The 21,100-nt window shown below is 55.0% G+C and carries 12 protein-coding genes; 7 read left to right on the forward strand and 5 right to left on the reverse strand.

Features of this window, described 5'->3' with window-relative positions; all coding sequences use genetic code 11:
* Positions 1-527 precede the first annotated feature (527 nt).
* The gene (gene pta, locus QQ91_RS18550) at positions 528-2,642 is read right to left on the reverse strand and encodes a phosphate acetyltransferase (protein WP_166277184.1); all 2,115 of its coding nucleotides are present in this window, start codon (positions 2,640-2,642) and stop codon (positions 528-530) included.
* A gap of 489 nt (positions 2,643-3,131) precedes the next feature.
* Here pta and QQ91_RS18555 point away from each other — a divergent pair, with 489 nt between their 5' ends.
* The 4 genes from QQ91_RS18555 (at position 3,132) to QQ91_RS18570 (ending at position 10,152) form a co-directional block, all read left to right on the forward strand.
* The gene (locus tag QQ91_RS18555) at positions 3,132-5,543 is read left to right on the forward strand and encodes a phosphoketolase family protein (RefSeq protein ID WP_166277188.1); all 2,412 of its coding nucleotides are present in this window, start codon (positions 3,132-3,134) and stop codon (positions 5,541-5,543) included.
* 58 nt (positions 5,544-5,601) lie between these two features.
* Complete coding sequence (locus QQ91_RS18560; RefSeq protein ID WP_166277191.1) at positions 5,602-8,130, forward strand: glycogen/starch/alpha-glucan phosphorylase; 2,529 nt, start codon at positions 5,602-5,604, stop codon at positions 8,128-8,130.
* 67 nt (positions 8,131-8,197) lie between these two features.
* Positions 8,198-9,415 carry an acetate/propionate family kinase gene (locus QQ91_RS18565; protein ID WP_166277194.1) on the forward strand — a complete coding sequence of 406 codons (1,218 nt, stop codon included), beginning with the start codon at positions 8,198-8,200 and terminating at the stop codon, positions 9,413-9,415.
* Between the two features lie 227 nt (positions 9,416-9,642).
* Positions 9,643-10,152, forward strand: a complete 510-nt coding sequence (locus QQ91_RS18570; protein ID WP_166277197.1) for a cyclic di-GMP-binding domain-containing protein, MshE-related — start codon at positions 9,643-9,645, stop codon at positions 10,150-10,152.
* Positions 10,153-10,183: 31 nt separating this feature from the next.
* Here QQ91_RS18570 and QQ91_RS18575 read toward each other — a convergent pair whose 3' ends face one another.
* A complete protein-coding gene (locus QQ91_RS18575; RefSeq protein WP_166277284.1) occupies positions 10,184-12,334 on the reverse strand; it encodes a Tex family protein in 2,151 nt (716 codons plus the stop codon).
* A 270-nt stretch (positions 12,335-12,604) separates the two neighbouring features.
* Here QQ91_RS18575 and QQ91_RS18580 point away from each other — a divergent pair, with 270 nt between their 5' ends.
* Positions 12,605-13,714, forward strand: coding sequence for a trypsin-like peptidase domain-containing protein (locus QQ91_RS18580; protein WP_166277200.1), 1,110 nt, complete (start codon positions 12,605-12,607; stop codon positions 13,712-13,714).
* Positions 13,715-14,024: 310 nt separating this feature from the next.
* On the opposite strand, the gene QQ91_RS18585 is transcribed toward QQ91_RS18580, so the two are convergent.
* The 3 genes from QQ91_RS18585 to QQ91_RS18595 all read right to left on the reverse strand — a co-directional run bounded on the left by QQ91_RS18585 (position 14,025) and on the right by QQ91_RS18595 (position 17,631).
* Complete coding sequence (locus QQ91_RS18585; protein ID WP_166277203.1) at positions 14,025-15,254, reverse strand: nucleotidyltransferase domain-containing protein; 1,230 nt, start codon at positions 15,252-15,254, stop codon at positions 14,025-14,027.
* A gap of 445 nt (positions 15,255-15,699) precedes the next feature.
* Positions 15,700-16,947, reverse strand: coding sequence for a sensor histidine kinase (locus QQ91_RS18590; RefSeq protein WP_166277206.1), 1,248 nt, complete (start codon positions 16,945-16,947; stop codon positions 15,700-15,702).
* A gap of 3 nt (positions 16,948-16,950) precedes the next feature.
* Positions 16,951-17,631, reverse strand: a complete 681-nt coding sequence (locus tag QQ91_RS18595; protein WP_166277209.1) for a response regulator transcription factor — start codon at positions 17,629-17,631, stop codon at positions 16,951-16,953.
* Between the two features lie 280 nt (positions 17,632-17,911).
* Between QQ91_RS18595 and QQ91_RS18600 the strand changes: the two genes are divergently transcribed.
* Together QQ91_RS18600 and QQ91_RS18605 are read left to right on the forward strand one after the other, a co-directional pair.
* A complete protein-coding gene (locus tag QQ91_RS18600) occupies positions 17,912-19,246 on the forward strand; it encodes an HhoA/HhoB/HtrA family serine endopeptidase (RefSeq protein ID WP_236095954.1) in 1,335 nt (444 codons plus the stop codon).
* 146 nt (positions 19,247-19,392) lie between these two features.
* On the forward strand, positions 19,393-21,093 hold the full coding sequence (locus QQ91_RS18605) for a glycoside hydrolase family 13 protein (protein WP_166277212.1): 1,701 nt from the start codon (positions 19,393-19,395) through the stop codon (positions 21,091-21,093).
* Positions 21,094-21,100 lie beyond the last annotated feature (7 nt).

Consider the following 21,100-nt stretch of genomic DNA (forward strand, 5'->3'; position numbering starts at 1 on the left):
ATAGATGTTCTGGAGGAATGAACAGAGAAAAAATTAACAATTCGCAGGAATGAGACTCATGGAGTCGTTAAACTACACAAAACACCACACAAAACGCGAAGTGTAAAATCTTAGTTGTGATTCACTCGTCTCACCGTATCAAATCGCTCTCTGCATATCTATACCCCTTAGGGGCATAATCCTTCCGTAGAAATCATCGTATTCGCTCTATTTGATACTGTTTGCGCCAGTTTAGACGATCCTGGAATCAGGGGAGGTGGAATAGACTTAAAGGGCAATGAAAGGAGATGTGGCATATGGCACTCTGCCCGCTGCCGTGGTGTTTCAGATCCTTCACGCCTTTGATCCTGGGGAGGGGTGCTGTTCGCCACAAAATATGCACAGGCTTGCAGCACTCCGCTGAGGTTCTGGCTGAGGCTCATGGCCAACGAAAGGAGGAATGGAGCGATCGCGCCAGCGTGTGCGAGATGGGCCGATTCTCGGAAGCCGCTAGGCCAAAGTGCGATTGAACTTGGGCAAGCTCTGCCCTAAGTCTGAGCCTGAATCGCTGTAATCACCACCGTATTGACAATGTCTTCTACGGAACAGCCGCGACTGAGATCGTTCACGGGGCGCTTTAAGCCCTGCAAAATTGGCCCAATGGCGATCGCCCCTGTTTCCCGCTGTACGGCCTTATAGGTGTTGTTTCCGGTGTTCAAATCCGGGAAAATCAGAACCGTAGCGCGTCCGGCCACCGTTGAACCCGGCAGCTTTTGGGCCGCGATCGCCGGATCGACCGCCGCATCGTACTGAATGGGACCTTCAATGGACAAATCAGGGCGGCGTTGCCGCGCAATTTGAGTTGCCTGGCGCACCTTGTCCACCTCATCCCCTTGCCCTGACTCCCCCGAGGAGTAAGACAGGAGCGCCAGGCGAGGTTCAATGCCAAAGGCCTGAGCCGTTTGGGCCGAAGCCAGGGCGATCTCTGCCAGCTGATCGGCATTGGGGGTAGGATTGACCGCACAGTCCCCATACACCAGCACCCGATCCTCCAGATACATTAAAAAGACCGAAGACACGAGGGAGACCCCAGGTTTGGCCTTGATCAGTTGAAGTGCTGGCCGGATGGTGTGTTGGGTGGTGTGGATTGCTCCGGAAACCATTCCATCTGCATCGCCCCGATAGACCATCATCGTGCCGTAGTAGGTGGCATCGAGCATGTAATCATGGGCAATATCCAGGGTGGCACCTTTATGCTGCCTGAGCTGGTAAAAGGTTTGGCTATAGTCTTTTAGACAGGGACTTTCAGCCGGATGAATGATGTTGACCTCCTCTAAATTAAGGGCAATCCCCTGCTGTTTAATTAACCGCTCAATGTCTTCCCGCTGGCCCAGCAGCGTCAGCCGCACCAAATTCTGGGACTGGAGTAGGGCCGCCGCCTTCAGAATTCTGGGGTCCTGGCTTTCGGGAAGAACAATATGCTGCTGTTTTGCCCTGGCCTGCTGCATCAGATTGTAGTTGAACATCCGCGGCGTCGGCTCTTGGGGGGGGACCAGGCTGATGCGCTCCTGTAAACGGGGCCATGCCACATGCTGCTCAAAGGTGTGGATACTTAACTCGATTTTGGTGCGATCGTCGGGCCGCAGGGGACTGTGAATTTCGCGAATTTGGGAAACGGTTTGATAGGTGTCGGTTTTCACAGACAGAATTGGTAAGGGCTGGGCCAATCCTTCAATAAGCTTGGTAATGGCCGGATCGGGCTTGAGGCCTGTGGACAGCAACATACCGGCTAAATTGGGATAATTGAGGGACTGGTGGGCTTGGATCATCCCCACAATCACATCTCCGCGATCGCCCGGCGTGATGATTAAACTGTCCTCCTGAATCCAGCCAAGGGCATGCTGCATCTGCATTGCCACCACGACAAAGTGAGCCGCAAGCCGGTCTAGCGCCCCGTGGCCATAAATGACCTCTGCCTGGAGCTGTTGGGCAATGTCTCGAACGCGGGGACAGCTCAAACGGCGATCGTAGGGAATCACTCCTAGCACGTAGCGCGAGGCTCCAAAGCTTTCCACCAGGGCAGTCCGTAGCGCCTCCACCTGATCGGCACTGGCCTTGTTCAAGAGAATCCCCACCACATTGCAGCTATGCCGTTCGTAGGTATCCACGGCAATCTTAAGGGGGCGCAAGGTATCTGCGACGGATCGATGGTCCGCATTGCCCAGTACCAGAATCGGGGCGCCCAGCGCCTTGGCGACTTCCTGATTTAAATTAAACTCAAAGGCTGATCCCTCCCCCAGGTAGTCCGAGCCTTCGCAGAGGACAAACCCCCCTTGCTGCTCTAGGTGCTTAAATTTGGCAATGATATTCTCTAACGCTTCGTTGATGCGGTTTTGAGCCATCAACGTATTAATCTGACGAGAGCTTAACCCATAGGATTCGGGGTAGGTCTGGGGCAGATTAAAGTGGCGCAGCATCAGTTCAATATCTTCATCGGCCTGCGGATCTGGGCTCAGTCCGCGATCCCACGGTCGCTCCTGAATGACGGGGCGAAAGAAGTTGACCTTTGAGGTTTGTCGCAGCAGGAGATGAATCATGCCGAGGGCAATCAGTGCTTTCCCGCTCCCCGCTTCGGTGGTACTGATGTAGAGGGATTGACTCATGAGTGATTCAGTTTCCTTGTGAGGGGCAGCCCCAGCTTGCATGAAGGGTAGGGTAATCTTGGCAGACCCCGATCTCGATGGAGGGGGGAATCCGCTTAGTATAGAACGATAGACATTGATTACTCCCCTGCGTCTGTTCGCCATGGGCGATATCCATGGGCGATATCCATGGGCGATATCCATGGGCGATATCCATGGGCGATGTCCACCGCTGAGGCAAGTTTCCTATTGGATTCTCCAATCCTGACTATCAATTCCAGGGAGGGAAATCCTCACGTTTTGTGAACCCCTGAGCGGTGGCTCCTGATGGGTAGATCCCTTGTGGTTCAACCCTTTGCATGCATAGTCGAGGGGAAACGGGAGCGACTTGATTGGGGGCGCTTGTATTCCCAATTACTTTTTCTTTTGGGTGAAGCAGAGACGATCCTCCGTGCAAAGTCAGGAGTTGGGTCCTAGACTTGAAGCAGTTTTGCCAGGGAGGACCATTGCATGGTTCAAACGTCAAGCTTTGATCAGATTAAGGCCAATCCCCTCACCCAAAGTGAACTAGATCAGCTCAATGCCTACTGGCGCGCCTGTAATTATTTGGCTGTGGGAATGATTTATCTGCGCGCCAATCCCCTCCTGCATCAGCCCCTCCAGCCCGATCATGTGAAGCGTCGTCTTCTGGGCCATTGGGGGGCCTCTCCTGCCCTCAGCTTCACCTACGTGCACTTAAACCGGCTGATTAAAAAGCACGACCTCAACGCTATTTTCATTGCTGGCCCAGGCCATGGGGCCCCCGGTGTATTGGGCCCTGTCTATTTAGAAGGGACTTACTCAGAGATATACCCAGATAAGAGTGAGGATGTGGCAGGTCTGGAGGAATTTTTCCGACAGTTTTCCTTTCCAGGCCAGATCGGTAGCCACTGCACTCCAGAAATGCCCGGATCTATCCATGAGGGCGGTGAGCTAGGCTACAGTCTTTCCCATGCCTACGGTGCGGTCTTTGATCACCCCGATCTGCTGGCTACGGTGGTGGTGGGAGATGGAGAAGCCGAAACCGGTCCCTTAGCCACGGCCTGGCATTCCAATAAGTTTCTCAATCCGGTGCGAGATGGGGCTGTGCTGCCCATTTTGAACCTGAATGGCTATAAAATTGCCAATCCTTCAATTCTGGCCCGGATTTCACCCCAGGAGTTGGAAAGCTTATTTGTGGGCTATGGCTATGAGCCATACCTGGTGGAGGGCAGCGACCCCGCCGCCATGCATCAAATGATGGCAGCCACGCTGGATGTTTGTATTGACCAAATCCGAGCGATTCAAACCGAAGCCCGGCGCAGCGGTGAGGCCCAGCGGCCCCGCTGGCCGATGATCATTTTGCGATCGCCCAAGGGATGGACCGGTCCTAGGGAAGTGGATGGTCACCAGGTAGAGGGAACCTGGCGATCGCATCAGGTCCCGGTGAGTCAAATTCACAGCAACCCGGATCATCTGCAAATTCTCCAGGACTGGCTCAGCAGCTATCGTCCTCAGGAACTGTTTGATGCTGAAGGCAAGCTGATCCCCGAGCTAAAGGCCCTAGCGCCCGTTGGGCAGCGCCGCATGAGCGCCAATCCGGTGGCCAATGGCGGGCTGATTCGCAAAGAACTCAACCTGCCCAATTTCCGCGACTTTGCCGTGGATCTCGCCCATCCCGGTCGGATAGAAGTTGAAAATACCAAGATTATGGGAGACTATCTGCGGGAGGTGATGCGTCGTAATCTTCACACCTTCCGTTTGTTTGGTCCCGATGAAACCGCTTCCAATCGCTTAAGTTCGGTCTATGAGGTTACCCCCAAGACCTGGATGGCGCAGAGGCAGCCGGAGGATGCTGATGGGGGATGGCTCTCTCCGGAGGGCCGGGTGATGGAAATGCTGAGTGAGCATACCCTCCAGGGTTGGTTAGAAGGCTACCTGCTCACCGGACGTCATGGCCTGTTTCACACCTACGAGGCCTTTGCCCATGTGGTCGATTCTATGTTTAATCAGCATGCCAAATGGTTGGACATCTGCAAGCAAGAAGTCCCCTGGCGATCGCCCATTTCTTCACTGAACATCCTGCTCTCTTCCCTGGTGTGGCGGCAGGACCACAATGGCTTTAGTCATCAAGATCCTGGGTTTATTGATCTGGTCACCAATAAAAGTGCCGATGTCACCCGCATTTACTTGCCCCCGGATGCGAACTGTCTGCTGTCGGTCACCGATCACTGTTTGCGCAGTACCAACTATGTGAATGTGATTGTGGCCGATAAACAGATGCACCTGCAGTATCTATCCATGGAAGAGGCGGTGAAGCACTGCACCAAGGGCATCGGCATTTGGGACTGGGCCAGCAATGATGATCAGGGCAAGGCCCCGGATATTCCTGATGTGGTGATGGCTTGCTGCGGCGATATTCCCACCATGGAGTCCCTGGCCGCCACGGCGATTTTGCGAGAAGAGTTTCCCGATCTGAAGGTCCGCTTTATTAACGTGGTCGATCTCTACAAACTGCAGCCCGAACGTGAGCATCCCCACGGCCTCTCGGACCGTGATTTTGATAGCCTCTTTACCCCGGATAAACCCGTGGTGTTTAATTTCCATGGTTATCCTTGGCTCATTCATAAACTGACCTATCGTCGCACCCGGCAGGAGCGGATTCATGTTCGAGGCTACAAGGAGAAGGGCAATATTAATACTCCTCTGGAACTGGCCATTCGCAACCAGATTGATCGCTTTAACCTGGTGATTGATGTGATTGATCGGGTGCCCAAGCTGGGCTCTGCTGCCGCCTACGTAAAGGAGCGTATGAAAAATCAAATAATTGACCACCTCCACCATGCTTACACCCATGGTGTCGATCGCCCCGAAATGACCCAATGGACTTGGCCCTTTGACTGAGGGATCATGGCTGAAGGGTGATGATCCCTCCGTCCATTTATGCAAATAGCCGCCCCCTATGACAGCCTCCTCCCAGATCCCACCTGCGATTCAAATCGAAGATGATCGCACCGGAGTGACGATTCCCACCCTCCGCCGCGCCTTGGCCGATAATCTGTACTACGTGTTGGGTAAACCGCCCGATGGGGCCACCCTGAACGACTATTATCTTGCCCTGGCCTATACCGTGCGCGATCGCCTCATGCAGCGCTGGATGGCCTCGACCCACACCCATCGCTTGCCCACGATCAAGCAGGTGATCTATCTCTCGGCGGAATATCTGCCCGGCCCTCATCTGGGGAACAATCTCATGAACCTGGGCCTTTATGAGACGGTGCAGCAGGCCGTGGCAGAGTCGGGGTTAGACTTAGCAACCCTCCTGGCCTGCGAGGAGGAGCCGGGGCTTGGCAATGGTGGTTTGGGGCGGCTAGCCGCCTGCTTTATGGACTCCCTGGCCACTCTGGAGATTCCCGCCATCGGCTATGGTATTCGCTACGAGTTTGGAATTTTCGACCAGGAGATTCGCGAGGGCTGGCAGGCGGAAATTACGGATAAATGGCTCCAGTCGGGCAATCCTTGGGAAATTGCCCGACCTGAAGATGCGGTGTTTGTCAAACTCGGGGGCCACACCGAGGCCAGCACCGATGAGACAGGGTGCTACCAGGTGCGCTGGATACCGCACCAAACCGTTAAAGGCATCCCCTACGATACGCCAATTCCAGGTTATCGAGTCAACACGGTAAATACGCTACGGCTCTGGAAGGCAGAGGCTCCGGAATCCTTTGACCTGAGTGTCTTCAATCATGGTGACTACTATGGGGCCGTAGATCAAAAGGTCATCTCGGAAAACCTGACCAAGGTCCTCTATCCCAATGATGAGCCGATCCAGGGCAAGCAGCTGCGCCTTAAGCAGCAATACTTTTTTGTCTCCTGTGCCCTCCAGGATTTAATTCGCACCCACCTTGCCCAGGGAGGACGACTAGAGCGTTTCCACGAAAAGTTTGCGGTGCAGCTCAACGATACCCACCCCGCCATCGCCATTCCCGAACTGATGCGCCTGCTCGTCGATGATCACCACGTTCCCTGGGACCTGGCCTGGACGATTACGCAGCAAACCTTTGCCTACACCAACCACACCTTGCTCCCGGAGGCTCTGGAGGTCTGGTCCCTGGATCTGCTGGGACAGCTGCTGCCTCGTCATCTGGAAATTATTATGGAAATTAACCGCCGCTTTTTAGAGGATGTGCGCCTCAAGTTCCCGGACAATGGGGAAAAGATGGGGCAACTCTCGCTGATTGCTGATCAGCCTTTTCGGTCTGTGCGGATGGCCTATTTAGCGTCTGTCGGGAGCCATGCCATTAACGGGGTCGCAGCCCTCCATAGCCAGCTCCTCCAGAAAACGGTCCTGCGCGGCTTCTACGATCTGTGGCCTGAAAAGTTCCTGAATATCACCAACGGGGTGACGCCCCGGCGTTGGATGCTTCTCAGTAATCCCAGACTCGCTCAGTTAATTACGCGCAGGATTGGCGATCGCTGGATCATTCATCTTCAGGACCTCCGAGACCTGGAACCCCTGGCAGAGGATCCGGAGTTTCGCGCTGCCTGGCGATCTGTCAAACAAGCCAATAAGCAAGCTCTGGCCCAGCGTATTCTGGAGCGGACTGGGATTCAGGTGAACGTGGAATCTCTGTTTGATGTGCAGGTCAAGCGCATTCATGAGTACAAGCGGCAGCACTTAAATGTGCTGCACATTATCACCCTCTACAATCGCCTGAAGCAGAATCCCAGTCTGGATCTGGTGCCTCGCACCTTTATCTTTGCGGGGAAGGCTGCCCCCGGCTACGTCCAGGCTAAGCTGATCATTCGGCTGATTACTGCTGTTGGGGAGGTGATCAACCGAGATCCGGCGGTGGGCGATCGCCTCAAGGTCGTGTTTCTCCCGGACTATAACGTCACCAACGGCCAACCCATCTACCCGGCAGCGGATCTCTCCGAGCAAATTTCGACCGCGGGCAAAGAAGCCTCAGGCACAGGCAACATGAAGTTTGCCCTCAACGGGGCCTTAACCATTGGCACCTTGGATGGGGCCAACATTGAAATTCGAGAGGCCGTGGGATCTGAGAACTTCTTTCACTTTGGACACAAGGTGGAGGAGCTATCGCAACTTCGATCCCAGGGCTATGATCCCCGCCGCTATTGCGACCACAGTCCCGAATTAAACCGGGCGATTCATCGCCTTGAGTCTGGCTTCTTTGCCCAGGGCAATCGAGACCTGTTTCGCCCCCTGGTGCAGTCTTTGCTGAACGACGATCCCTATTTTCTGATGGCCGACTATCTGTCTTACCTGAATTGTCAGGAACAAGTGAGCCAAGCCTTTCTCAATGAAGCGACCTGGATTCGGCGCTCCATCTTGAATACTGCACGCATGGGTGAGTTTTCCTCTGACCGGTCGATCCGAGAGTATGCTCACCAGGTCTGGCAGGTTCAGTCGGTTCCGATTAACCTCCAGCCCTATAGCCAATCGGAGGCTGGGTTGAGGGTTCCTTAGGTCCATTCGATGGCTTTCCAGTGGTTTGAGGCGGTAGGGTGACCTGATTGGGGTATGCAAAAGTAGGATGAAGATTCTGGTGGTGAATGGCGGATCGAGTAGCCATAAATGCAGTCTCTATACCCTAGACGGTGCCTTGCCCAGGCATCCGCCAACGCCGGACTGGTCAGCTCAGTTAGACTGGCATGCCCAGCAGTCCACCGCTACCCTCACCCTTCAAACGGGGCCAGGGATCCGAGATCAACGCCTTGTCGCTGAGGACCCTAGCGAGGCGCTGGTTCAGCTCTTGGCAACCCTATGGGACGGTGCCCATAGGGTCCTGAGCGGGCCAGAAGCCGTGGACTGCATTGGACATCGGGTGGTTCATGGGGGCGAAACCTACCAGCGCCCCGTTGTTATTGATGACTCGGTTAAGGCCGCGATCGATCGCTTCACTGCCCTGGCTCCCCTTCACAATTCTATTAATCTGGCCGGCATCCAATTAACCGAGTCCCTGTTCCCTAAGACTCCCCAGGTTGCCGTCTTCGATACGGCGTTTCATCGACAGCTTCCAGCCGCAGCCGCCATCTATCCCGGTCCCTATGGCTGGATTGACCAGGGTATCCGACGCTATGGGTTTCACGGAATTAGCCATGAATACTGCGCTCGGCAAGCCGCAATGCTGCTGGACAAAAATCTGGCTGATTTAAGCTTGATGATCTGTCACCTGGGCAACGGCAGCTCACTTTCGGCGGTGCAAAACGGCCACAGCGTTGATACAACCATGGGATTTACTCCCCTGGAGGGGTTGATGATGGGCACTCGCTCTGGATCGATTGATCCGGGTATCTTGATCGCCCTGATGCGTCAGGGTGCCTCGGCTGAAGACCTCGACCATTTGCTTAATCAGGAGTCGGGTTTGCAGGGGATTTCGGGCGTCTCCTCGGACTGGCGCCAGATCGAGGCTGCCGTCGCCCAGGGCAATCAGCGGGCTCAGCTCGCCCGCGAGATCTATCTGCATCGGCTGAAAGCAGAAATGGGCCGCATGTTGATGAGCCTGAATGGTCATCTTGATGCGCTCCTGTTTACCGCAGGGATTGGCGAACATGCATCGGCTTTGCGATCGCAAGTCTGTGCAGCGCTGGAGTTTATCGGGATGCGGCTGGACCAGGCAAAGAACCAGGCGAATCTGGTCAATCAAAATATTGCAGATCCCAACTCCCAAATACAGGTTTTTGTGATTGAAGCCCAGGAAAATTGGGCAATTGCTCAGGCTTGCCATCGACTTTTCCCAACCCAGCCTTAGAGGTTAATCCCGGCCCCCCTGCAGGGGCTGCCTGGGGCTTGAGCCGCCAAGAATTCATGGGTGGGCCAACCCTCCTGCCTCTAGGGAACGCCACGAAAAGATTCGGGTAGACAGTTTATTCTCTGAAAAGATAAATTTAGATATCCTGGTCGCTAAAACTCTGTGCATTAACAGCGCTTGGGGGTAGAGTCTGGCTAGGGTTTGGTGTCCCATTTTTTACAATGCTTATGTCAGCCCTTTTGAGTCGGTCTAATGCTCCCAACAGAAGGATTGGGCAGATTTTGCTGGATGCCCACCTGATTTCCGAGGCCAAGCTGCAAGTGGCGCTCTATGAGCGTCAGATTTTTACCTCTCGTCTGGGTGAAATCTTGGTGGTGCATGGTTGGGCCAAGCCGGAAACGGTGGAATTTTTCGCTGAGCAGTGGCGTTTTCTGTGTGAGCAGACGGTGCGCTATCCGTTGGGACAGTATTTTGTGGCGGCTGGCCTGATTGATCCTGGGCAGATTGATCAAATTCTTTGGGCTCAGACCCATGTGGGTTGTCGCTTTGGGACAACGGCGGTGCTCTTGGGTTTGGTGAAGCAGGGCACCCTGGATTTTTTCCTGACCCATTTGTTTCCCCACCAGTCTGTATCGGTGGGCGTCGATCCTGAACAAACTTGGATTCAGCCCCAAATTTTAGATCCGGTGGACCTCTATGGCCAGGAGAATTTTCATCCCTTGCAGCGCTACTGGTAGGGGGGCTCTGCCCTGGTTTTTTCCCAGGGCTCTAAGCCTTTAGGGACAATCCAATCCGCTTCAGGGCTGCGTTGACCTCCAGGACCGTGACCTGGACCACTTGCCCCACCTTTACAATCTCCTTGGGGTCGCGCACAAATTGATGGGCCATTTGGGAGATATGCACCAGGCCATCCTGGTGGACCCCGATGTCTACAAAGGCACCAAAGTTGGTGACGTTTGTGACCACCCCTTCCAGGCGTAGCCCCGGCTGGAGGTCGCTCAAGCGAGTAATATCTTCTCGAAAGTGAGCCGTTTTAAACTCAGCCCGGGGATCGCGTCCGGGTTTCTCCAGCTCAGCTAAAATATCCCGCAGTGTCGGTTCCCCAATGGTGTCGGTTAGGTAGGCTTTTAAAGATCGACCCTGGAGGCGCTGGGCGATGGCGGTGGGCTGATCGAGGGAGAGCTGAAGATCTTTGGCCATGGCCTCGACAATTCCATAGCTTTCTGGATGAACGGCGGTATTGTCGAGGGGGTTAGATCCCCGGCGGATGCGCAGAAATCCGGCGGATTGCTCAAAGGCTTTGGGACCTAGCTTTTTGACCTTGAGCAGCTGCTGGCGATCGCCGAAGGCGCCATGCTGGTTTCGATATTCAATAATCTGGTGGGCCAGGGTGGGGGTGATGCCTGAGACATAGGTGAGTAGCTCTTGAGAGGCGGTGTTGAGGTCCACGCCGACATAGTTCACGCAGCTTTCCACGGTTTCGGTGAGCTTGCGGCGCAGGGCCTTTTGATCGACATCGTGCTGATACTGACCCACGCCGATGGATTTGGGGTCAATTTTGACCAGCTCCGCTAGAGGATCCTGGAGACGGCGGCCAATGCTAATGGCGCCGCGCACGGTGACATCTAGATCGGGAAATTCAGCGATGGCCAGGGGACTGGCAGAATAAATAGAGGCTCCGGATTCATTCACCATCACTTGGGTTGGCGGTGAGGATAGAGACGAGAGAACCTCTCCCACAAAGGCATCGGTTTCCCGGCTAGCGGTGCCGTTACCGATGGCAATCAGCTCAATTTGATAGTCAGTGATGAGCCGCTGGAGCGTTGTGGCAGCTTCCTGGCGCTGGCGTGGCCCCTGGTGCGGAAAAAGGGCCTGATAGTCAATAAACTGCCCGGTGGCATCCAGCACGGCCACCTTGCAGCCGGTTCGAAACCCAGGGTCGATGCCCAAGGTGGGTTTCATTCCCGCTGGGCTGGCCAGCAGTAGATCGCGCAGATTAGCCGCAAAGGTTTGGATAGACTGCTCATCGGCCTGGGCTTTACATTGGCTGCGGATTTCTTTCACCAAGGCTGGCTTGAGCAATCGCTGAAAGGCATCTTGAATCATGGCCTGGAAGAACTGTCGCACCTCCATCTGCTGGGATTGGAGGGTGTCCTGCTCTAGCTGGGTCAGGAGGCGATCGCTATCAAAGTCGAGATCCACGCGGAGAATCCCCTCGGCTTCACCACGAAACAGCGCCAGTAAATTGTGGGCCGAGATCTGGCTAACTCGGACCCGGAACTGGCGATACATTTCGTACTTCGTGGATCCTTCTGGATATTTTTTAGGAATTTTCGCCGTAAAATCCCCAGATTGCCAGAAAAATTGACGAATTTTAGCCCGCAAATCGGCCTGATCCGCAAATTCCTCCGCCAGGATATCGGCAGCTCCCTGCAATGCTTGGTCTACGCTGTCCACCCCCCGATCGGTTTGGACAAAGGGACTGGCCAGGCTTTTGAACGGTGGGGCGGCTATGCCCCGCTGATTGAGCGCCTCAATCTGCCGCGCTAGCGGCTCTAGGCCCTGCTCGCGGGCCATGGTTGCCCGAGTCCGGCGCTTGGGTCGATAGGGAAGATAGAGATCCTCCAGCTCTGTTTTTTGCCGACAGGCCTGAATCTGCTGTTGCAAGGCTGGGGTCAGTTTGCCCTGATGATCAATTTCTGTCAGAATCACCCCTTTGCGGTCTTCGAGTTCCGTGAGATAGGTATGGCGCTCTGCGATCGCGCGAAGCTGCACCTCATCTAAGCCCCCGGTGCGCTCCTTCCGATAGCGGGCGATGAAGGGAACCGTTGCCCCCTCCGCCAAGAGGGCTAGGGCGCTGTGGACCTGTTGAGTTGAAACTTGAAGTTCTTGGGCAATAAGGTGAGCAAGATTGACCATGGTTTGATGCTGTGCATCTGACAAAAAGCTAGTCCATTGTAGGCCGTTGATGTAGGCCATGGATGGGAGCTGTTATAGGGGTTACGAATGGGGGTTACAAAGGGGGGCTGTTGAACCCAGGTGTCCCACTTGACAGGGAGTTTCAGACCGAGCAACATCGGGGAACCGCTTAGGGTAGGATGGCGCTGGGTAGGGTTGCCGGTTAGCAAGGCTCTCCCTGGGAGCGATACCCACAGAAAATTCATACAGCGCCGTTTCTTTCTCTTTCTCATGGCCTCGGCTTGGCTGGGGGCCATCGCCCTCTCCAGGAGGGCTCGGGCACTCTCGGGTCGGGAGATTCGCGATCGCGCCGCCGCGATTACGGTGCAAATTCAGGCGGCCGGCAGTTCGGGCTCCGGGGTGCTTCTACAGCGCCAGGGAAATCGCTATGCGGTGCTGACGGCGAAGCATGTGGTGGACGCCACCCAGCCCGGTGAGGAACTTTACGCGGTGACCAGCGATGGTCGATTCCATGGGGGGGTGGTCCAGGAAATGGTTTTGCTCGCGGGGCTAGATGTGGCCCTGTTGTGGTTTGCCGTCGCCCCAGAGGCCCCGGACTATGCTCTGGCAGTGGTGGGAAACTCGGATGCGCTGGTGGAGACGGATCGGATTTACGTGGCGGGATTTCCCCAGACGGGACTGGCCATTACTCGCCCCACCTTCACCATTACCCAGGGAGTGGTCACTGGAAAAGGCACCTACGAGCGTGGCTATGGCCTGATTGATGACAATGTCACCCAGACGGGGATGAGCGGCGGACCCATTCTCAATCAGCAGGGCCAACTGGTGGGAATTCATGGCCTGGCGGAGCAGGTGGTGCAGGGGGTGCCCGTTAAGGCCGGACTGAGCCTGGGGATTCCCATTCAGACGGCGATCGCGGTGCTGCCGATTGCGGTGCCTGTCTTGTCCCCGGAAGATCCCCCGGCGCCCGCCGATACCTTTGATCAGTTTCTAGATCGCTACTATGCGGCCCTGCCCCGTCTCCTGGAAAAGCGCGATGCCCTTAGTCTCTATAGCTTCATGCCTATTCACAAGGAGCGGTTTCGCTACAGAACCCGCACCGGCAAAGTCCAGGACTACAATGCCCGCTTGGTGGGTGCCACCGAGTTCTATCAAAGGTCTCTGGCCCGCGGCGAATCCTGGACCATTCTCTTTGACGAAATTTCCATCCATCGCCCCGATCCCAATCGCGCCCTCGTGACCCACAGGGAAACCGTGAAATGGTCCCTGTGGCCAGGACTCCTGCGCGGGGTGTCTCGCCGCCAGGAAACCTATGAATGGGAGCGCTTTGACCATCAGTGGATGATTGTTTCAGGATCAGAACGAGTTTTGGATGATTGACATCCTCTCTCTCTGACCCTGAAAGGTCAGAGGAAGATTCCCTGGTTCACATCAAGGATTTCCTGCTTCAGTGCCAGTTGACTAGAATTCATGACTGAACTCCCCGTCACCCCGACTCCCCAGGCATTTTCTATTCCCCGTTGCCCACGGAAATCACGTAGCGTAAAGCCTGGATCTCCTGACCTCCTCAGCCTGATCTCACGCCAAAAGTCGTCCTTGCCCCTGCGGCAGCGGGCTTGGTGGGTGTATTCAGGAGGCGAAGAGATTCATTCCTGAGGCCAGCGCACAGCGGTCCCTAGGCCCAAGGATTCTACACACCCAGGATATGGTGGCGATCGCGCTTTGCCCTGGCCACTGCCTTAAACCAGCCATATTTCAAAATCAAGCGAATGACGTGGATAGGACAGTATAAAAACGAGAGATAGGGAGGCAGCCGGACTAAATTTCGGTCGGCTTGGTTGGGGGTGAGGCTAAAGCGAATAAACTTCCACAGCCAGTGCCAGGCGTACCGGAGGCGATCGCGGGGGCGCTCCCGAATCCGCAGATAAAACCTGTGGTCTAAATCCCGGAAAAACTCCCAAAATCCCACTTCGGCGCGGCGCGGTTTGGGATGATCCACCTCATACCACAGCTTTTGTTGGACCTGCTGCGCTAGATCCTGGGCCACTCGCTGATCGATCAGCTGCGCCTGAACAGCGGGCGGTAGCGGAAAGGCCAGTACCTCCTGGATCAGACAAATCGACATCCAGAGTAGGCGATGGCAGCCCAGGGCGCGGGCTTGTTCCTGCACCAAAGCAAATTCCAGATCCGGGTGCGATCGCCACAACTCGGCTAGGTCAAACAGCTGACTCAGGCAAAGCTTCCAGTGGCAGCAGTCTTTCCCGATCTGAATGCACAGCAGCAAAAACCAGGACTCCAGACTGGGCCGGTCCTGCTGGGGATTGATAAATTCATCGGGAAGATAAAAGTAGTCAGGGCACAGGCGTCGATGCAGATCAATATTGACCTGCTGATCGGCGCTGGCATATTGATTTTCCCAGCTTAAGTTCATGATCTGAGTGTAGCCAGCCCCTTCTAAAACCGCCTGAGCAGTACAAAACTGATCAGGATGCACCAGTAAGTCCAGGTCGCAAAATTCGCGCAGAGCCAGGTTTCCGTAGGCCATCTGCGCCAGGACCGGGCCCTTATAGGCCAGGACCGGAACTTGCTGCTGCTGGAAAAGCTGAAGCAGCCCCTTGAGTTGATGGGTCAGAAACAGATTCTTCAAATGATTCAGGTGATAGCGCTGCTTCAAGTAGGCCGTAATTGCCTTGGGCACCCGCTCGGGACAGCCTTGGGCAAGTCCCTGAAACAAAAGCGGCGTGATCCGATGCCGGGCCGCAGTCCGTAACACATACTCCCAATCCAGCCCTTGATCCAAGAGGGCCGCAATGGTGGTGCGATGGTCCGGGACCAGGTGCAGACCCGCACAGGCCAGGAGTAACCTGATCTCACCCCTGAGTGGAGATGGCGAGGACAAGGGGGTCGGGGAGATACTCATAGAAGTTGAGGCCGCTTCCAGAACCGAGGGTCGAAGGAGGCCAGTTTACAAACCCTAGGCTCCAACTCAAGCGTCAGGGGTAGACTAGGCGATTTATTCATCAGCTTTGCCGAGACATTCGGGGCCACAGGTCAAAAAACGTTTCCTTACCTTATCGTTCACCTAGAGAATATCTCAAAGATCAATCAAAACAGGATGAGCCCCAGTGGAGGAATGCCCCTAAGACCCCGAAAAAGGCGCGGGGATGCCCCCTTGAAGTCTTGACGTTTTCTTGATATTTGGCTGTTACTTTAATAACTGACACACCCTAACAGGTCTTCAGAACAGTGACTCCCTGGAGCCTACTGGTCTTCGGAGGCCACTTCAACCAGGCTTTATTGGCTCTGGTGATGTATTTATCCTCACACTCTATAGCGCAGTTCCTTGAGAGCTGCGTTTTTTACGTTCAGGCCAGGGGAAGTTTAACCGTAAAGCAGCTCCCCTGCTTGATCTGGCTGGTCACGCTAATATTTCCGCCGTGGCGGTTAACAATGGCTTGAGCGATGGCTAATCCGAGGCCGCTACCGCCGCTCGTGGCGCTGCGAGAGGATTCTGCCTGCCAGAAGCGGTCAAACACCTTGGATAGCTGATGTGGCGCGATTCCAATGCCGGTATCCTCTACAGTGACAACGGCCTGCGTCAAGGTGGTGCGGCTGTGGATCGTGACTTTGCCCTGATCCGGTGTGTAGCGCAGCGCATTCACAATCAAGTTCGTGAACAAACGCTTTAGCTGGGCTTCGTCACCGGTGACCGCAATCGGTCCGTTCCCAGACTTGTAGGCTAATTGAATCTCCTTGGCGTCCGCTTCGGATTGATACAGGTGACGCAAATGATCCAGCATGGCCACTAGATCTATTCGTTGACGATGCCGACGGGGCGCTTTCTCGGTCCGCGCTAAAAATAGCAGATCCTCCGTGAGCTGAGCCATCTGCATACTGGCGCTGACGATGGCCTCCAGCTTATCGCCGTCGCTGGCGCGCATGCCCTCGGGATATTTGAGCGCTACCTTGGCGTTGCTGGTAATGACCATCAGGGGACTGCGCAACTCGTGGGATGCATCGGCGGTAAACTGCTTGAGCTGCTCGTAACTTGCCTCAATGGGGCGAATGGACTGCTGCATCAGCCAAAAACCGCCCATGCCGCTAAACATAAGCGCAATCAGGCTACCCAGACCCAATCCCAGGTCCAGTTGCTCCACCGCGGTTTCCACAGGTTCCAGGGACTGGCTCGCGCGCACAAACCCTGTGATCATCTCACTGCCTTCCGTGGTGACCGGAACCGTAACGGCCAGAACCTTGTGGGGAAAATCCCCCTGCACCTGCTCCACTTGCACAGAGGCATTGGGGTTGAGTGGAGAACGGATAATGTTTTGGCCGGAATGTCCAATGCTGTGACCCTGGGAATTGAACCATTCTAGGGCTTCGTTACGGGCCGTCAGCTTGCTGGCGGTGAAGGCATCGGTTATCCGTAGCTGCCCCCCCCGAAAGTCTGCGACTGTGGCCGCTGCCTTTGCCAGCAGGAACATCTCTTCAATTTGGGTTTCGGTTAAGCTACGAATAAAAACGGTCCGCACCGCTAGGGAAAAAATAGTCAGAATTCCTGCCAGCACCCCTAAATAGGAGAGGAGGAGTCGCGTACGAATGGGTTCAAACATGCCCTACTTTTTCCGCTGATTTAAGCGATATCCCAGCCCATAAACCGTCTCAATCAGCTTTCCAGAGGCCCCTGCTACTTTGAGTTTGCGGCGCAGATTGGTGAGGTGGGTCTTGACGGTTTGCTCACCAGAGACTTGATCAAAATTCCAGAGCCGGTCCAAGATGGCGGAGCGGGTTAGAACCTGACCGGGATGTTTGAGAAACAGTTCTAGAATCATATATTCCTTAGGGGTTAGGTCCAAGGGCTGCTGATTGTAGGTCACTGTGCAGCGTCCGGGATCGAGCTGCAGCTTCCCGTGGGACAGCACGGGGTGGCTCACCTCTCGACTGCGTCGGGAGAGAGCACGGATGCGGGCCGAGAGCTCCTCTAATTCGAAGGGCTTAATCAGATAGTCATCGGCACCGGCATCTAGCCCCAGGACCTTATCGGCGGTGGTGTCTCGAGCGGTTAACATCAGGACAAACGCGGTGGATCCAGACTGGCGAATTTTTTTACACAGGGCAATGCCATCCAGTTTGGGCAGCATCACATCGAGCAAAATCAAGTCGTAGTCGGTGGCCTGGGTGCAATGCCATCCCATTTCACCATCTAGGGCAATATCCACGGCATGGTTTTGGTACTGTAAATCCTCAGCCAGGGGCTGGGCAATGCGTTTGTCATCTTCAACAATCAAAATTTTCATAAATTCCCCCGCGTCTTAACAAGTTCTTGACACTGTTTTTTTAGCCTATGGCCATACGCACTTCTCGAGGGAGATGACTTCTCTACCCTTAAGGAAAGTTTTTTCCTTCAAGTGTTCCTCATTGATGCATACCCCACTATCTCTTGCGGGAAGTGTTGTTCTCTCCTACGCCTTGGCCCAGATCAATCAGACTCAATCTGTTGGGGTCAAGGCATTCCTAGCTCATTTTGTAAGGACTGATTGTAATTGTTGATGTCCCGATTTCGGGAGATTTTTTTCTATGACTCTATCGTCCCAGCATCGTGATACGAGGTCGCCTGATTCCGGTGAACCCATGCATCTGTCACCGGAGCTGGCCTCGGAATTTCCACCTGAAATTGCTTCTCAAGAAATCTCCCTTGGCTATGGGGCTAACGCTGATCTGGAGGCACACCGAGTAGATGCCCCGCACCCACGCTCACTGGTGCAGACCTTTTTTTCAGCGCTTGGCCTAGTTGCATTGGGGGCCGGTCTTATGGTTGCGGGGGGTTATGCAACGACCGGCACCCCTTTCCCCTTCAGGGTCGAAACAGCTTCAGATTCGGTGCCGCCCCTGGCCCCTCGACCCTCAAGCTTTAATCCTGGTCCAGAGACCTTTGTGTCTACCGTTGTAGAGTCTGCGGGGCCGGCTGTGGTGCGGATCGAGGCTGCTACACCTGGGGCTAAGGGCTTTCAAGGGTCTATGCCGCGCGAATTCCTCGGCAATCGAGGGCAGGAAGATCCAAGGGTGCAGCAGGGCGTGGGATCAGGATTCGTCTTTAGCGATCGCGGTGAAATCATTACCAATGCCCATGTCGTTAACGGTGCCGACGAGGTGACCGTGACTCTCAAGGATGGCCGCAGCTTTACAGGGCAGGTGCTGGGTGCTGACCCGGTCACTGACCTTGCGGTGGTTAAAATTGACGCTCAAAACTTACCCACGGTTCGCTTTGGAGATGCCCAACGGCTTCAGCCCGGCGAATGGGCGATCGCCATTGGAAATCCCCTAGGGCTAGATAATACGGTGACCACGGGCATTATCAGCGCCCTGGGTCGCAGCAGCGGTCAGTTGGGGATTCCCGATCAGCGGGTGGAGTTTATTCAGACCGACACGGCCATTAATCCTGGAAATTCCGGTGGGCCGTTGCTCAATGCTCGCGGCGAGGTGATTGGGGTCAACACTGCCATTATCCAGGGGGCACAGGGCATTGGTTTTGCCATTCCGGTCAACACTGTTCAGAAAATTGCCCAGCAGCTCATTGCCACCGGCGAAGTTCAGCATCCCTATCTGGGGATTCAAATGGCCACCCTCACGCCAGATCTGCGCCAACGGCTGGCGGCGGAAAATCAAAACCTGCCGGTTTCCGTGGACCAGGGAGTTCTGGTGGCCGGGGTTTTGCCCAATTCTCCTGCAGCACGGGCGGGTCTGAGGACGGGAGATGTCATTCAGTCCCTGGGCGATCGCCCAGTGCAGACAGCTGAGGGCGTTCAACGGTTAGTGGAGGACAGTACGATTGGTCAATCGCTGCCCCTGAACATTAATCGCGGCGGTCAGTCAGTGGCGCTGACCGTAAGGCCAGGTCGGCTGCCCAGCTAGCTAGCTGCTAGCCGTTTGCGACATGGGATGCCGAGCAGCATCCCATCGTGTTTAGGAGGCCGCAGCCATCTTAAAAAATGGCAATAAAGTATCAATCCAGGGCGCAACGGGAATCACAATGGGAATATTCCTTTGTTGAGTCTGCCATGGTTGAAAACGCTCAAACGTCTACACCCTATGCCCTCTCGGATTTTTGGCGGGGTGCGGTCATCTATCAAATCTATCCCCTCACCTTTGCCGATGGCAATGGGGATGGCATTGGTGACTTGCGGGGAATTATTCGGCGCCTAGACTACCTGAACGATGGAAACCCTCAGAGTCAGACCTCCCTGGGCGTGGATGCCATTTGGCTCTCACCGATCAATCATTCCCCCATGGTGGACAACGGGTATGACATTAGCGATTACTGCGATATTGCACCCGTGTTCGGCACGCTTAAGGACTTTCGAGAGCTGCTGCGCGAAGCTCACCGCCGTGGAATTCGCGTCATTTTGGATTTGGTGGTGAATCACACCTCTAATAAGCATCCTTGGTTCATGGAATCGGCGGCAGGCCGCCACACTCCTAAGGCGGACTGGTATCTCTGGCAAGACCCCATGCCCGGTGGGAAACCTCCCAATAACTGGCTTTCTTATTTTGGGGGCAGTGGATGGGAATATTGCGAGGCCCGTGGACAATATTACTTTCACACCTTTAACGTCAACCAACCGGATCTCAACTGGCATAATCCCCAGGTCAAGCGTGCGGTCTTCAACATTGTTCGTTACTGGCTGGATATGGGCGTGGATGGCTTTCGCCTGGATGCTTCCAGCGTATTTATTAAGGACCCGTTCTTCCGAGATAATCCCCTCAAATATGGAGAATCGGCCCTGTCCGGCTATCGCAGCTTTCACCATATCTACGATAAAAATTTGCCCGATAACCACCAGATTATTCAGGATATCCGCGCCATTATCGATGAATATGACGATCGCCTTCTGATTGGTGAAACCTTTATTGATTGCTCGGTCTATGACTCGATTATTTTCTATGGGGTTGACAATGACGAGCTACACCTGCCCATTACCTTTGAGTTTCCCTTTAGTCCCTGGTATCCGGGCTTTCTGCAGCGGCTGATTGAAAAGCAAGAACGCCTGACCCCCCCCGGTGCCTGGCCCACCTATTTTCTCGATAATCACGACATTCCTCGTCATCTCGCGCGCTGGGTGGACTGTAGCCTCTGTGTGGACTCAAGGGCGATCGCGCGGGCAGCAGCCACGTTGCTGCTCACCATTCGCGGCACGCCACTGCTCTACTATGGTCAGGAATTGGGCATGGTTGACAACGATGAAATTCCGCCAGAATTCCTCAAGGATGCGGCGGTGATGCTCAGCGATGTGGGAAATTCTCCCCTGCCCCGCGACGGTGCCAGAACGCCCATGCAGTGGGATCGTTCCATCCACGCGGGCTTTAGCTTTGGTCAAACGCCCACGCCCTTTCTTCCGGTCCATGAAAACTATTTCACGGTCAACGTAGAGACGGAGCTACAGCACCCCGATTCGATTCTCAATTTCTACCGTCGACTCATCCAGACCCGCCGCCAGAGCGCCGCCCTGCGATTGGGGGATTGGAAAACTCTGGTACACTTTCCCCATGAGCATCTGGCCTACCTGCGATCGCTAGCCTCAGAAACCGTGCTGGTGCTGATTAATTTTTCCTTTGAGAAACCCCTGAACCTCGATTACCCACTGCCCCCAGGCCCCTGGCGAGTGCTGCTGTCCACCCACTATCCCACCGAGGCCATGGTGGATCTCTCGGACACCTTGAATACCTACGAAGTCTCTCTTTTTCAGCAGCGGACCGCCTAAATTTGGA

Source organism: Lyngbya confervoides BDU141951 (assembly GCF_000817775.3).
GTDB classification, from domain to species: Bacteria; Cyanobacteriota; Cyanobacteriia; order Thermosynechococcales; family Thermosynechococcaceae; genus Lyngbya; species Lyngbya confervoides.